Source organism: Deinococcus pimensis DSM 21231 (assembly GCF_000519345.1).
Taxonomy (GTDB): domain Bacteria; phylum Deinococcota; class Deinococci; order Deinococcales; family Deinococcaceae; genus Deinococcus_A; species Deinococcus_A pimensis.
Map to the genome: position 1 here is coordinate 85909 of NZ_KI912673.1, position 14085 is coordinate 99993.

At 71.0% G+C, this 14085-nt stretch carries 11 protein-coding genes; 3 read left to right on the forward strand and 8 right to left on the reverse strand.

Annotated elements, in window-relative coordinates; all coding sequences use genetic code 11:
- Positions 1 to 101 precede the first annotated feature (101 nt).
- Together DEIPI_RS0122760 and DEIPI_RS0122765 are read right to left on the reverse strand one after the other, a co-directional pair.
- On the reverse strand, positions 102 to 878 hold the full coding sequence (locus tag DEIPI_RS0122760; protein WP_027483289.1) for a kanamycin nucleotidyltransferase C-terminal domain-containing protein: 777 nt from the start codon (positions 876 to 878) through the stop codon (positions 102 to 104).
- Positions 879 to 1273: 395 nt separating this feature from the next.
- Positions 1274 to 2737, reverse strand: a complete 1464-nt coding sequence (locus DEIPI_RS0122765; RefSeq protein ID WP_157463904.1) for a replication initiator protein A — start codon at positions 2735 to 2737, stop codon at positions 1274 to 1276.
- 709 nt (positions 2738 to 3446) lie between these two features.
- Here DEIPI_RS0122765 and DEIPI_RS0122775 point away from each other — a divergent pair.
- Positions 3447 to 4034, forward strand: coding sequence for a GNAT family N-acetyltransferase (locus tag DEIPI_RS0122775; RefSeq protein ID WP_211238346.1), 588 nt, complete (start codon positions 3447 to 3449; stop codon positions 4032 to 4034).
- A 329-nt stretch (positions 4035 to 4363) separates the two neighbouring features.
- Here the strand turns inward: DEIPI_RS0122775 and DEIPI_RS33880 are convergent, their stop codons facing one another.
- The 5 genes from DEIPI_RS33880 to DEIPI_RS40580 form a co-directional block, all read right to left on the reverse strand.
- Entirely contained in the window at positions 4364 to 6832 is a 2469-nt protein-coding gene (locus DEIPI_RS33880) for a UvrD-helicase domain-containing protein (RefSeq protein ID WP_045235008.1), read from the reverse strand.
- On the reverse strand, positions 6829 to 9420 hold the full coding sequence (locus DEIPI_RS0122785) for a PD-(D/E)XK nuclease family protein (protein WP_027483292.1): 2592 nt from the start codon (positions 9418 to 9420) through the stop codon (positions 6829 to 6831). Before DEIPI_RS0122785 ends, DEIPI_RS33880 begins: the two co-directional genes overlap by 4 nt.
- A 266-nt stretch (positions 9421 to 9686) precedes the next feature.
- Complete coding sequence (locus DEIPI_RS0122790; protein ID WP_027483293.1) at positions 9687 to 10352, reverse strand: helix-turn-helix transcriptional regulator; 666 nt, start codon at positions 10350 to 10352, stop codon at positions 9687 to 9689.
- Positions 10339 to 11403 (reverse strand): serine hydrolase domain-containing protein, encoded by a 1065-nt coding sequence (locus tag DEIPI_RS0122795; RefSeq protein WP_027483294.1) that lies wholly within the window; start codon positions 11401 to 11403, stop codon positions 10339 to 10341. Before DEIPI_RS0122795 ends, DEIPI_RS0122790 begins: the two co-directional genes overlap by 14 nt.
- A gap of 176 nt (positions 11404 to 11579) precedes the next feature.
- Positions 11580 to 11732, reverse strand: a complete 153-nt coding sequence (locus DEIPI_RS40580) for a hypothetical protein (protein WP_169737194.1) — start codon at positions 11730 to 11732, stop codon at positions 11580 to 11582.
- A 299-nt stretch (positions 11733 to 12031) separates the two neighbouring features.
- Here DEIPI_RS40580 and DEIPI_RS0122805 point away from each other — a divergent pair, with 299 nt between their 5' ends.
- A complete protein-coding gene (locus tag DEIPI_RS0122805; protein WP_027483295.1) occupies positions 12032 to 12394 on the forward strand; it encodes a hypothetical protein in 363 nt (120 codons plus the stop codon).
- 66 nt (positions 12395 to 12460) lie between these two features.
- Positions 12461 to 12664 carry a hypothetical protein gene (locus DEIPI_RS0122810; protein WP_027483296.1) on the forward strand — a complete coding sequence of 68 codons (204 nt, stop codon included), beginning with the start codon at positions 12461 to 12463 and terminating at the stop codon, positions 12662 to 12664.
- Here the strand turns inward: DEIPI_RS0122810 and DEIPI_RS0122815 are convergent.
- A partial coding sequence (locus DEIPI_RS0122815) for an ATP-binding protein (protein WP_027483297.1) occupies positions 12634 to 14085 on the reverse strand: 1452 nt, incomplete at its 5' end. The two genes, DEIPI_RS0122810 and DEIPI_RS0122815, sit on opposite strands and share 31 nt — an antisense overlap.

Sequence of the window (14085 nt, forward strand, 5' to 3'; positions counted from 1 at the left end):
CCTGTGCCGCCGCCAACGCCGCCGAGGGGCGGCGCCGCGTGGAGGGCCGGGTTGCCGGACGGTACGGCGACGCGTTCGCCCGCCTCGTCCACGTCGAGCGTTCAGTGCGAGAAGTCGAGCGGCGGTGGGTCCGGGAGGCGCGGCTCCCACAACTCCACGCCCAGCCGCGCGGCGACGTCCAGCACACCCGCGTGGTACGCCAGCACCCGCGCCCTCAATGCCGCGGGGTCGCCGAGCTCACCTTCGACGACGGAGGCCAGCAACGCCTCGTGCCCGGCGGGCAGGAGCTCGAATGACAGGGCTTCCCGCGCGGCGGTCGCGCGTGACACGTACCAGCGCCGGTTGAGCAGCCCGGCCAGTCCGAGCGCGTCGAGCGTGAGCGTCACGTACGCCAGCCGCTGCTCGCCGGCATCACCACTCTCGGCGGCGTTGAGGTACTTCCCGAGGTGTTCGAGGTACTCCCCGACGAGCGCCTCACGCAGCGCGTCGCGGAACTCCGCCTCGCCCGGATGGAACGCCGCGACGCCGGCCCAGAAGCCGTGCGGGTCATGCAGGGCGAGGACGTCCGAGAACTGCCCGCCCCTGAACGGCCATTCCAGGTCCAGCTCCTTCTGCTCGTCGACGAGCCGTTCCGGCGGCCAGTACTCCACCTCGGTCTTCCAGCCGTCGAGGAAGTACTCCTGTCGCGCGAACCGCCGCAGGCCCGGCAGCACCACGGCGAGTTCGAGGTCCGAGAAGGACCGGTCGAGCGCCCGGGCGGTGGATCCGTACACCCCGACCGCGAGGACCCGCTCACCGTACGCGGAGCGGACGAGGTGAGTGATTCGGCGGGCGCGGTCGAGCCGCTGATCGTGCGTCGCGCGTGCTGGGAACTCCATGGCCACAGTGTACGGACCGATATTCGGCGAGCCGCCCGGTATTCGGCGTGCCGCGTCCGCGACGTGGAGCAAGTCGGATGCGCGGCGCGCGTCGGGCGGGCGTGAGCTGGTGAGTGTGTCGGGTCGTGTTGCGGGGTCACGGAGGGAGTGACCTGTCTAGACAATCGCTAATTTTTATAAATATAGAAGAGTGGTTCGCCCACCCGTTCCCCCACACCAAGCACTCCTCCCAGCACAGGCCCAAGCATCAGCAGGACGTCAGCAGGGCAGAGGGAGAGGGCGGGAAGGCACGAGGAGCGAAAGAGGAAGTGCTGCCGCACGAGCAGGAGGATCGAACATCACCTTGTATATAAAATTACCCTGTGTTGGAGTTGCTCGTCACGACGGCAGCCGCCCTACTTCTCCACGCCCCCCAACGCGACAACCGCACGCACCGCCGACAACGCCCCATCCAACACCTCCTGCGGCACACCCCCACGCGCCTTCACACGCACCAGTTCCTGCCACAGCCCCATCAGGTCGTACCCCGCCCCACCCAGCAGAGCCACATCCTCCTGCGCACACCGCACGCCCAGCACAGACACGCGGGACACGAACCGCGACACCCGGCCCTCCACCGACAACGCCTCCCACTCCGTACGCTCCTCACGCTCCCGCCGCGCGTCCTCCTCCTCCACCTCCGCCACCGACAACGGCACCACGTCCACCGCCCGGGCCGCCACGGACGTCACGGACGCTCCACCCCGACCCTGCTCCAGGATCGTGCTCTGCTGGTACTTCTCCGGGTTCTTGATCGCCAGGGTCAGCAATCCCATCGGGTTGCGCGGCCGGGACCCACTCCGCGCGTACTGCCTCATCATCACCTCGAACACCGCCACACCACGGCGCACGTTCTCCGGGTACGACAACGCCAGATGCCGCGCGCTCGTCGCGTTCATCCCCTGAGCACAAAGGAGCGCCACCAGCGACTCGTCCAGCACCTTCTCGACCTGCTCCTCACGGAACGAGATCGTCACGTTCGCACTCAACCCCCGCCCGTCGTACGACACGCCCTCCAGGTACCCCGCCGACGTCAACGACGACCCCATCTCACCCAGCTTGCGCCGAACCACGTCCGAACGCATCTCCGAGCCCAGCCCGATCCCCAGAATCTGCGCGAGCGGCTCGAGCTCGAACGTCAACGACGACGGCAGCACCCCATGCTCCAGGCGCTCCCGTTCACGGTGCGCCTCCAGGAAGTTGTACAGGCTCCGCGCCGGCGCGTCGCGCACCGCGCGAATGATGTGCGGGTCAGGCAGGTACACGTGCCCGGCCCGCAACTGCTCGGCGAGGTCCGTGTTGAGCACGATCACGAGCGGCGCGTCCGCCCGCAACTCCACATCACCCGACTCGCTCTCCTCGTCACCCCACCGGACCTTCTCCAGGAAACGGAACGATTCACGTTCGAACTTCCACCGCTTGCGCTTCGCGTCGTACCAGCCCTCACCGAACACGAACGTCACGTTCAACAGGCGCAGCAGGCTGGCCAGCAACCTCGCGTGCTCGCGCCCCCCACCGCCGAACATCGCCGTCTTGAGCAGCTCACGTCCACTCGTGCGGATGGTGTTGTCCTCCGGAAGGCCGTACTCGATCGCCAGCGTGATGATCGCCGTGAGAACGTCGTTGTCGATGCCGTGCGGCAGGGCGTCCTCACCGGTCTTGACGCTCAGACGGTACCGGCGGCCACGCAGGACCGTATCCACCTCACGCCGCTTCACCCGCGTCGTCTTCACGGGCAGCACGAGACACATGGACGAGCGGTTGAGCTCGTTCCTCAACTCACGGACCACGCGGGTACCTCGCGCGCCTCGTTGCGTCATCCGATCCTCTCCACGTTTCGTGCTCAGTTTGCCATGAGAAGCGCCTCGGGTGTGAAGTGTCACCACGCTCCTCGCCGTCCTCCTGTTTGATGATCATCATCAAAATAAACATCATCAGGGACGAGGGGCCGACCGGAAAAACGCCGTCCAGCACGCTTCTACGTTCCGGAATCCCACGGATTACACGCACTTTTCCCACGGAATACACGCACCAATCCCACGGATTACACGCACTTTTCCCACGGAATACACGCACCAATCCCACGGATTACACGCAGGTGTCCCATTCCATCCCACGGAATACACGCACCCGCGACACGGGCTCCAGCAGACCGTCCAGGACGGCAAGTCCGCCACCTTTCCCACGGAATACACGCACCGATCCCACGGATTACACGCACCAATCCCACGGAATACACGCACCAATCCCACGGATTACACGCAGCACGGGAAAAGCGCGTGCAGCACGTGGATGACCCTGCCCGTCGCGCCGGGCGACGCACACCTCCCACGGCTCACGGCACACGGAGCGCGCCACCCACCACCCGGACTAACATCCGGAAAGGGCGGACACGCACGACCAACATCACGGAGCGGTGGAGCGTGGCGTGTTCGCGCCGCGTGTGAACCGGGCGCTCGTGAAAAACGCGCCGAAGATCGTCGGGCCGGTGTCGGCCGCCCTGCAACGCGCCAGGTAGCGCCCATCGCGATGTTGAGCCGCGCCTCGATCGTCGCCGGCGCGTTCGGCGAGGGCGGCTTCGACGTGCGGGGTCGGTGGCCGATGGTCGCCCGGAGGGTGAACAAGACAGATGACGTGAGCAGTGCGGCAGGGGTGACGGCACCCGGTCCTGCCGGGCGCGAGGAGCAGGGGGCAGTGTTGAAGTACCGTGCACTCATGACAGACATCCGGTACGTGACCAACGAACCGCCGGGTCCGCGAGCAATGCATGAACTCATGGCGAGCGCGTGGGGCTGTCCGAGCGGGACGCGGTGGGACCGCATCCTGCAACGCAGTCTCTGCTGGGTATGCGCCTATCACGACGAAAGGCTCGTTGGGTTCGTGAACGTCGCCTGGGACGGCGGCGTTCACGCCTCCATCTTCGATACCTCCGTCCACAAGGACTACCAGAAGCAGGGCGTCGGGACGATGCTGCTGCGCCACGCCATCGTCGAAGCGGGGGCACGTGGTGCCGAATGGCTGCACGTGGACTTCGAGCCCCACCTGGAAGGGTTCTACGCGCGGGTCGGCTTTCGGTCCACCACGGCGGGTCTCCTGCGCCTCGTCGAACCGAGGTGAACCAGCCCGGGAGTGTCATGTCAAAGGCCGCGCGCCAACCCCGGCATCGCACTGTTCACATTCCACCTGTGGTGGCCTTGTGCCTCGACGCCCGTCCGGCGAACGACCGCGTGAGGCGTCGAGGGCGTGATGAGGTACCGTGAGCGGCCTTTTCTCCGTTAAGCGTCTTATGGAAGAAAGGGAAGTGGTCCCCTTCCCGGTGAATGAGGTCACATCAGCTTGTTCCCTCTCGAGACCAACGGGAATCAACGCTTCACACGACCGATCATTCAGACCCCCGAGCGATGGGCGTGATGAACCAAGCGGCGTCCCTCGAACTCATCCCGCTGTCAGGAGGGATCGACCATCGAGTCGGGCGACACGAAGTCCCCCTCGTGCGGCGTCACGAGCCGAAGCGGCACTCCGGCGCGCGCGAGACCCGGTTCGAGCAACGCGAGCAGACTGCGCGCCGGGCGACCCGCCCCGACAAGGCAGAGTCGGTCGCGGGCGCGGGTGAGCGCCACGTACAGGAGCCGGCGGGCCTCCGCGTCCTCACGCACTTCACGCTCGGCGTTCTGCACGGCGTACACCACCGGTGCGGACGCTTCGACCACATCCGGCCTCAATCCCACCCCGAAGCGGGGGGAGAACAGGACCTCCGGGCTGGTGTTCGGCGGCGTCCACGCGAGATCCGCGACGATCACGACCGGCCACTCCAGTCCCTTCGCGCCGTGCATCGTCGTCAACGTCACCGCGTTCCCCGCCGCGAGGGCCGGGCGGGGAACGGGCACATCCGCACTCACCAGCTCACGCAGCAAACGCACGACGACGAAGACATCCTCCTCGCCCCGCTCCAGGGACCGGACGAGGTCGAGCGTGCCGCGCCAGTCGGCGAGACGACGTTCGGCGCCCCACAGGTTCGCGAGGACCGCCGTGTACCCCGTGAGGCGATCCGCGAGCTGCAGCAGCCGACTCGGCGGAAGCGTCCGCCGCTCGGTCTCCAACGTCCCCAGGAACCGCGCCGCCCGGCGCGTACGTGGGTCCTCGCTGCTCTCCAGGACGTCCCGCCAGGACCGCTCACCCCGCGCGTCCTGCAGTTCCTGCAACGCGCGGTCACTCAGCGCGCACCACGGGGAGCGCAGCGTCGCGACGACCGCCAGGTCATCATGCAGCGCCACGGCCGTCAGGAGGTTCAGCGCGTCGAGCGCCTCACGGGTGTCCAGCAGAGAGCCGACACCCGCCGCGGCCACAGGGACGCCCGCCGCGGAGAGCGCCGCGCCGACGCCGTCCAGCGGCCCCCAGGTGCGGGTCAGCACCGCCACGTCACCTGCCCGCGCCGGACGGGAGCCCTCGCGGTCATGCACGGTCACGCGCCCGAGCAGCTCACGAACATACCGGGCGATGAACGCCGCCTCCGCGCGCCGAGCGCCCGCCGCGGGCGCGTCCGTTTCCACGAGGAACGCCTCGAAATCCACGTCCGTTCCGGCCGCCTCACGAGCGCCACGCAAGGGCGCGTGCAGTTCGCCCAGGAGCGCCGCGAACACGGCGTTGCCGCGCTCCACCAGCGCGCGGTGCGTGCGGAAGCTCAGGTCGAGCCGCACCTCCTCTCCTCCCGCCGCGAGGAGGTCCGCGCGAACCTGCCGGAAGAGCCCGACGTCCGCGCGGCGGAACCCGTAGATGCTCTGCTTCTCGTCCCCGACGACCGTGCTGAGCGCGCCCTCCCGCAGGAGGCGCAGGATCTCGTCCTGAACGGGATTGGTGTCCTGGAATTCGTCGAGCAGGAACGCCTTCCACCGCCGCGCGTAATGCGCGCGGACCTCCTCACGTTCGAGGGCGCGCAGGGCGTGCACCTCGAGGTCCGCGTAGTCGAGGAGTCCCTCGCGGCGTTTACGCTCCTGGAGGTCCCCGCGGACGAGGTGGAACGCTTCACGCAGGGCAGGCAGGACCGTACCCAGCCAGGCGTCGCTCTCCCCCATCTCCAGCGCGAGTCCGCGCGTCAGGGCGTCCCCGACGGCTTCACGCAGGACCCTGATGGCGTCCTTGACCTCGGTGAAGCCCCCGCCAGGCCAGCCTTTCACGCTGCCTCCCGTGAGCTTCACCTCCAGGACACCCTGAGCGTGGGTCACCGGGTCGTGCGCGAGAGCGTGGGCATGCGTGAGCGCTTCACGACGCGCACGCTCGATGCGGTCGCTCTCAGCGCCCGCGTGGGCGTCCAGCACCGTGAGCGCGTCCCGCCAGCGCGGGCTCTCCAGCAGCCGCGCGAGCGCGTCCTGCCGCGCCCGACGGGCGAGCTCCGCCCAGCCCTCGCTGCCCACGTCGAGGGCGCGGGCGGCGGTGAGGGGATCCTGCAGGAGCGCCGCGAGCAGTGTCTCCACACGTGAGAACCCCAGCGGCTCCACGATTCGTGCCGGGAGCGCCGCGAGGGCCGTGCGGTACTGTCCGGCGAGCCACACCCGCGTCTCGCGTTCGTCCATCACCCGCGCGTCCGCCACGACGCCCGCCGCTTCGGGATGGTCACGCAGCACCCGCGCGCACAGGGCGTGAATGGTGCCGATCTGCGCCGCCTCGACTTCCGCGAGGCGGTCCACGTCGCGCGGCCACGCCGCCTGCACGGCCGCGCGAATGCGGGCGCGCAGTTCCGCCGCGGCCTTCTCCGTGAAGGTCACCGCGACGATTTCCAGCGGCGTCAGGTCGTGCGCGCGCAGGTGATGCAGGTACCGCGCGACGAGCATGTGCGTCTTCCCGCTGCCGGCGCCCGCGACGACCGCGACGCTGCCCATGGCGTGCGCGGCGCGCGCCTGCTGCTCGGTGAGGCTCACGTGCCCACCGCGTTCTTGCGCTCCAGGCGTGGTCCCGCGCGGCACACAGGTGGGAAGGGGCAGCGGGTGCAGGCGCGACGCGCGGCGTCCGGGCTCGGCACGAACGCGCCCGTCTCCAGCGCCCGGCGGGTACGCGCCGCGAACGCTTCGAAGGCCGCCTCGCTCAGGGTGACGCGGCCGATGACCTCGGCAGTCTTCAAGGACAGGTACGCCGCGCCGCCCGTGGGTTCCTGCGGGTACAGGGCCGGGAGCGCCGCCTGCAGGTAGATCGGGAGTTGCAGGTCGAGGTTGAGTTTGCGGTCCGTGTCCTGCGCGCCCCACGGTCGACTGCGGCCGCTCTTGTAGTCCAGCACCGTCAGCTTCCCGCCGAGCCGATCGATCCGGTCGACCTGCCCACGCACCCGGAAGCCCTGCCACACGCCCTCGAACTCGACCTCGGCGGCCTCGATCCGGGCACCGGGCACGAGAAAGGCAGGGGCGCGCAGCAGCCGGTCGAGTCGGGCGCGCACCTCGGGGCGTTGCAGGGCCCAGGTGCGTGTCCGCGGCCACCCCAGTTCGGTTTCCGCTTCACTCAGGGCGTGGTCGAGCGCGCCCAGCATCACCTCGCGCGCGTCCTCGTCCCTTCGCGCGATCGCCTCACGTGCGAGGCGGCGCAGGACCGCGTGCTGCAGCTGTCCCAGCCCGAGCGTGTCGTCCTCGTCCTCGCCCTGCGCCTCGATCCGCAGGATGTACGCGAGCCACCAGCGGAAGGTGCAGGTGCCCAGCGTCCGCAGCTGATTCGCCGAGAACACCCGCGCGTCCACGTCCACGGGGAGACCGGTGAGGCCGTCGTACTCGTCGAAGGTGAGGTGAGCTTCGCGGCGACGTTCGACCTCGAAGGCGGCCCGAGCGAAGTCCAGCACCTCGTCCGGAGCGGACTCGTCGCTCCCGAGGTCGCTCCGGCGGGCTTCCTCCACGCTGCACACGGCGCTCTCCTCGTACGGCTCGATCCGAACCCCGAGCCGCGTGAGGTACGCGCTCGGCAACGTCTCCTTCCCAAGCGCGTCACGCGCCGCGAAGCTCAGCGTCAGCGCCTCGGGCGCGGCGCGCAGCAGCGACCAGAACGACAGCAGGTCACGCCGCGCGAGACTGCCGGGCACCTCCAGCGGCACGCCCGCGCGCCTCAGGCGCGCGCGCTCCACGAAATCGAGTACCGGATCGTCGTGCAGGGGCGCGGGCCACGCGCCCTCCGCGAGGCCCAGCGCGAACACATGCGGCACACGCGCGCCGATCAGGGCGTACGGGGTGACGAGCTCCACCGCGTCCGCCCGCGGTTCGGGCGCCACGGCCAGCAACGCGAGCAGCGCCCGCAACTCCTCGATGAGCGCCCCGCGGGAGAGCGTCTCTCCCGCGGGTTCGGCGAGCACGATGAGTTCCTTCTCCAGGGTGTCCAGGGCCACCTGATCGAGCGGCCGTCGCTCGCTCGCACGCGCGCGAATGCCCCGCGCCCTCAGGAGCTCCAGGAGCCGGGCCCGCCCACCAGCCCGGGTGTCCTGCTCGGGCCACACGAACCCGTCGAGGGTCACCCCCGCCTCCGTCCACGCGTCGAACGTGCCAGGCCGTTCGCGGCGCAGCGCTCGCCAGGACGTGGGATCGAGGCCCTGATCGAGCGGGTGCCCGAGCAGCCGCGCGACCGTCTCGAAATCCACGCGGCCCTCCACGACATCGAGCGCTCGGGCCAACCACGATCCCACGGAGGTGTCCGCGAGCGGTACGGACGCGGTGACGCTCACCGGGACGGCGTACTCCCACGCGACGGCCTCCACCAGCGGCGCCCACGCCGCGTCGTCGACCGTGACGAGCGCGATGTCCTCGCTTGGAACGCCCCGGGTGAGGAGTCCCCTGATGTCCGCGAGCGCCGCGCGAACTTCATCCTCGGGTGAAGCGCACGACCGCGCGGGGGCCGCGCGTTCGCCGAGCCCCAGGAACGCCCCGGCCGCACCCCCGGGTTCGCGTTCGTCACGCACGACCGTCCAGCCGCGTGTTTCGAGCCACACGGCGGCGCGGTCGTTCTCGTCGAACAGGGCGTCCTCCGCCCAGGGCAGCCACACCTCGCTCCCTTCACCCGCGAGGGTGTCGAGGAGCCGCAGCTCGTCCCTCGTGAGCCGCACGTAGCCCAGCAGCGTGAGCGCCCCCAGCCGTGGAATGCTGTTCGCGGCGACGGTGAGGAGCTCCGCTCCGTCCACCAGCTTCCCGGCGCGCAGCAGCGCCCGGTACCGTGCGGCGAGGCGCGCGACCTGCCGCACGCGGGGCACGTCATCGCGTTCCAGCGCGTCCAGATCGGCCTCCACGCGGAGGAACTCACGAACGACCGCGCCGTACGCACGCGCGCTCACGCCTTCGTCCGCCACGGCGGCGCTCAGCAGACGGTGCGCCTGCACGGGCGACGCGACACTCCACCCGAGCGTGCCCAGATGGTCCCGGGCGAGTGAGGCGAGGGACTGCGCCGCGCGACCGTACCGCGTGGCGGCGCGGCGGTTGAGGGTGAGCAGATGAGGCTGCACGTGCGGTGGCGCGGCGCTGGTGAGGTGCACGGTGCGGAGCGGCATGCTGGTACCGCCAGTGTAACAGCGCCTCCTGTGGGACGCCCTTCACACGCTCACCCTCATGAATTCGAGCGGCCAGGGTGCTGGCTCGAGCCACTGTTCGGGCTCAGGGTCGAGGTGACGGCGCAGCGCTCGATGACGCTTCGAGTCACGGGCGACGTCATGCCGCGGCGCGCGTCGCCCTGCTCGTCCCGGCCTGGGGACGCCCATGCTTCGGCAGGTGTCCACGCCGCCGTCACCGCCGCGAGTCCTGCCTCCCTGACGGGACGTCACCTCTCCCGCTCCGACCCGAGCGGCGCCATCGCGACCCGCAGCACGTACCGTCCACCACCCGGCGCGCTCACGCCCCTCAGGTACCGGGCGAGCACCTCCCGCAGTTCCCGCTGCAGCGCCTTCGCGTCCTCCCGCGACAGCGCGTGCACGACCATCGAGTAGTCCAGCACCGCCGGGTCCTGCGCGCCCCGCGCCTCCCACGGCTCCTCGGGATGGACCGCGTCGTACGCGTACACCCCCTCACCCGACCGGTACAGCAGCATTCCCCACGCCGCGTCGTCGTGCACGCCGCTCATCACCCTCAGGAGCGCCTCCAGGAGCAGCTCGTCATGCGCGGCGCGTTCACGGCGCATCACCTCCCGCAGGTTCACGGCGGACGTGGCGGTGTACGGCACGAACAGCCGATCCGCCACCGCACGGTACATCCTCACCGCGCGGCCTCGTCTCGGGACCTCCCGCGTGACACGCAGCAGCCCCAGCGAGCGCATCTGCCGCACGCGGTACAGCATCGTGTTCCCCGTCACGCCCACCGCGCGGGCAGCGCTCGTCACGCTCGCGTCCCGACCGAGGAACGGCTCGACGAACACCCGCGTGGCCGGGTCCGTCAGGAACGCCGCCGCGCGCTCGTCCGTCACGGTGAGGGCGTCGTCAGGAGCCGACACGGGCGGACGTGAACTCCGAGACGAGCTGCGCGAGCGCCGCGCGGGTCCCTGCGTCCGCCGCTTCCCCGGCGGCGTTCGTGACGACCACGAACGCGTACCCCTCGTCGGGCAGGACCAGCAGCAACGCCAGGAAGGTGTCCGCGCTGCCCGAGTGCGAACTGGCGCGCCGCTCGCGGTACGTGCTGACGCCCCACCCCAGCCCGGACCTGCCGCCGGGCTCGACGGGCGTGTGCAGCCGCCTGAACGTCTCGACGTCCAGCACGCCCGGCGTGCCGCGCAGGCCGCGCAGGTGCGCGCGGGCGAACGTGGCGAACTCCAGGATGTTCATGTGGACGTCCCCGGCGGGCGTGATGCCCGCGTGCAGGTGGTACGTGCCCGTCGGGTCATGCGGCGCCCACCGCTCCCCCTCGCGTTGATGTCCCCACGGCCCGTCAGGCCGCGCGAGCGCGGGCCAGCCGAACCCGGCGCCGTCCAGCGCGAGCGGCGCGAAGACCCGCTCGCGCATCAGGTCCTCCCACGAGCGGCCCGTGACGTGCTCCGCGAGGACGGCGGCCACGCCGAATCCCGCGTTCGAGTACGCGTACGCCCCACGAGGACCGACCGGGTCGAAGGTGAGCGCCCAGCGGGCGAAGGCGTCGCGACGCTCACGCGTGGTGCCTTCCGTGGGGGCGCCGTCGAACTGATGGTCCTCCTCGAAGGGCGGCAGGCCCGAATGATGCGACAGCAGGTCCGTGAGGGTGACGTCGTGGTACGCCGGGTGCACGGCGCCCGAAGGCAGCACGTCCGCGACGCGGGTGTCCCAGCTCAGCACGTCCGGGACGAGGGTGGCGAGCATCGTGGCGGTCATCGGTTTGGTGCAGGACCCCAGATGAAGGGGATCGTGCACGCTCAGCGCGTCCGGGTGGTCCACGCGCCGAGCGCCGCTCGCGCCCGCGAGGAGCTCCCCGCCTTGGGGCGCGGCCGCCCACGCGAGACCGGGCAGGTCGTGCTCGAGCCTGAGCGCCGCGAGACGCTCCGCGAGATCGGTCGGGCAGGTGAAGTCGTACGTCATGCCTCAGCTTGAACCGCGCACAAGGTGAGGCGGTAGAGGCGTCGTCAGGTAGACAGGACGGGGCCCGTGCCCACCCGTCGAGCGCGAGGATGGACGCGCCGTCCCGGAGCGTCCGACGTCGCCGGGCGAGCGTGCCGTCCATCCCGGGGTGAGTGAGGCGAGGCGAGCGGGGCGCTTCAGTCCCCCTCGCCCTTCTCCTCGTCGGCGGGGTCGAAGCCGGGCGTGCCGCGCCCCCGGAAGCGCGGATCCACGTCGTCGCGGTCCCCCTCGGCCTCCATCTTGTCCGACGGGTCGGGTTCCTTGCCGAGATGCCACGCGTCGTCGTTCATGCTCGTCCTCCTGCCCCCGGCGAACCACCGGGCGAGACCGTATGGGCCGCCGGGAGGACACGAGACGACGGGCGACCCCTGAACTCACCGTACGCTCCTGAGCGCCACGCCACTCGGTTCCGGCTCACCAAGCGCGGCGGGTCCTCCCCGTCGCCGACGCGGTGACCCCGAGCGGTTCGTCCAGCGTCCGCGACGCGGGGCACGCCTCGGCCTGCCGGGCGCCTCCGAGTTAGGCAGACGAGGTCACCCTCCGAGGAGGCCTACACTGAGCGCCGATACCGCACGGCGACGCGCAGCCCATGAACGCCCTCGTGAGCGCCGGGCAGGGGCGGTGGTTCGACCTGCGCGAGCTCGACGTCGCGCATCCCCTCCTGGACGTCGGGTGGCTGCTCGCGTGGACCTCGCACGACGCACGCGCGTCCCTCCCGGCGCGGCAGGTCACTCCGGACCTGCCGGACCTGCTGTGGCGCGAGACGAAGGACGCCCTCGGCATCGACGTGCATGGGGCGCGCTGGCAGGATGCGCGGCTCGTGGCGCTCGCGCACCGCGTGGTGGCGTACGAGCGGCAGTTCCGGACGTTCGAGGGTACGACGCCCGGTCCGAAGCCGTACGTGGGGGACTACCTGCGGTGGCTGCTCAGTCTGGCGGAACGCGAAAGCTGAGCGGAGGACGCCACGAGCCACAGCTCGCGGTCGAAGAACGCGCCAGGCAACGTCGGGTCGCCCCGGTTGCCGTCGCTCGGCACGCACGCGCGCGCCGCCGGACTCGGCCTGCTCGTCATCGTGGTCGGCTGGATCGGCGTCGCCGGCGCCCGCACCCTCACCCTGACCGTCCTGAGCCTCGTCGCCGGGCTCGCCGAGGGTCGCTCGCGCGGCGTGTTCCGGCCCGCCTTGGCCGCCCTTCAACGGGTCGAGTTGCCGGTGAGCCGGTAGCCGGACGGGACGCGCCGCTCGGCGTCCTGCCGCAGGAGCCGCGCGCGCTCCCGGGCGGCCGTGACCCCGGGGTCCCCGGTGGCGTTCAGCGCCGCCGCGTGCGTGGCCCAGACGTCGAAGGTCGGTACGTCGGACGTGAACGTTTCGCTCAGCGCGACGGCCTGCGCGCCGTGTGTCCTCGCGAGCTCCGGCTGCCCGAGCGTCAGGTGCGCCTGCGCGAGCGCGACGAGCGCCTCGATGCGGACCCCGCCTAGGTTCGCCGCGCGCGCGATCTCGAGCGCTTCCTCGAGCGGACGCGTCGCCCGCGCGAGCGGGAGGGTGGCCGCGCGGGCGATCAGCAGCCGCGCGTGCACGTACGCGTGCCGGATCGTGAAGGGACGCGCGAGGGCCTCGTCGAAGGCCGCGTCGGCGGGCCGTCCGAGCGTCACGAGCGTGCGCGCCCGCAGCAGCAGGCGGCGCGGCTGATCCACCTCGTGCAGATCCGCGCGTGCGTCCACCGCGTCGAGCTCCGCGAGCGCCTCTCGGGGCGCGCCGAGCGTGAGGAGCAGTTCGGCCAGGTCAAGACGCAGCACGCTCCGCCACCACACCTGCGGTGGAACGTCCAGCTTGAGCGCGCCGCGCAGCGTGCCGAGCGCGGCGTCGTACTCGCCCGTCAGGAGCTGCGCGAGAAACAGGGCGTGCGCGCCGACCAGACGGAGGTGACTGGCGACGTCGGACCGCTCCAGCACCTCCCGTACGCGCAGGCTGACGCCGTACGCGTTCGGGGCGTGACCGTGCTCGCGCCACACCTCGGTCAGCTTCGCGAGGGTCGGAACGCGCCCGAGCGGGTGACCGCCCGCGTGTTCGGACAGCGTGACGGACGCTTCGAGCAGCTCCACCGCGGAGCGAGGGTCGGTGTAGCCCATCACCCAGCCCTGACCGTAGCGGGTGGTGGCGCGCAGCAACGGCCGGTCCAGCGTGACGCTGAACTCGTCGAGTCGCGCGAGGTGCGACGCCGCGTCGTCGTGATGCCCTTCGAAGATGGCGAGCATGGCGAGCGCGTCATGGCAGATCAGGAGCAGGTTCGTGTCGCCGAGCGCGGACGCGTGCGCGAGCGTCGTCTCGGACAGCTGCCGCAGCGCCGCCCAGTCGGACTGTTCGTACAGCAGGTGCAGGCGCGCCTCGTACGCGCGGGCGCGTTGCCGTGGCGTGCGCGCCAGCCGCGCGAGACGGTCGCACAGCCGCGTCAGGTCGCCGGGCAGCGCGAGCTCCACGAGGTGATGCGCGGCCGTGGAGACCGCGTCGAAGGCGTCGTCGTTCGCGCCGAGCGTCTCGTACAGGTCCGCGGCGCGTTCACGAAACGCGGTCGCCTCGCGCAGTCGTCCCTGAAGGCGCGCCGCGTCCGCCGCGCGAACCAGCCACGGCGCGGCCTGCGCGTCGTC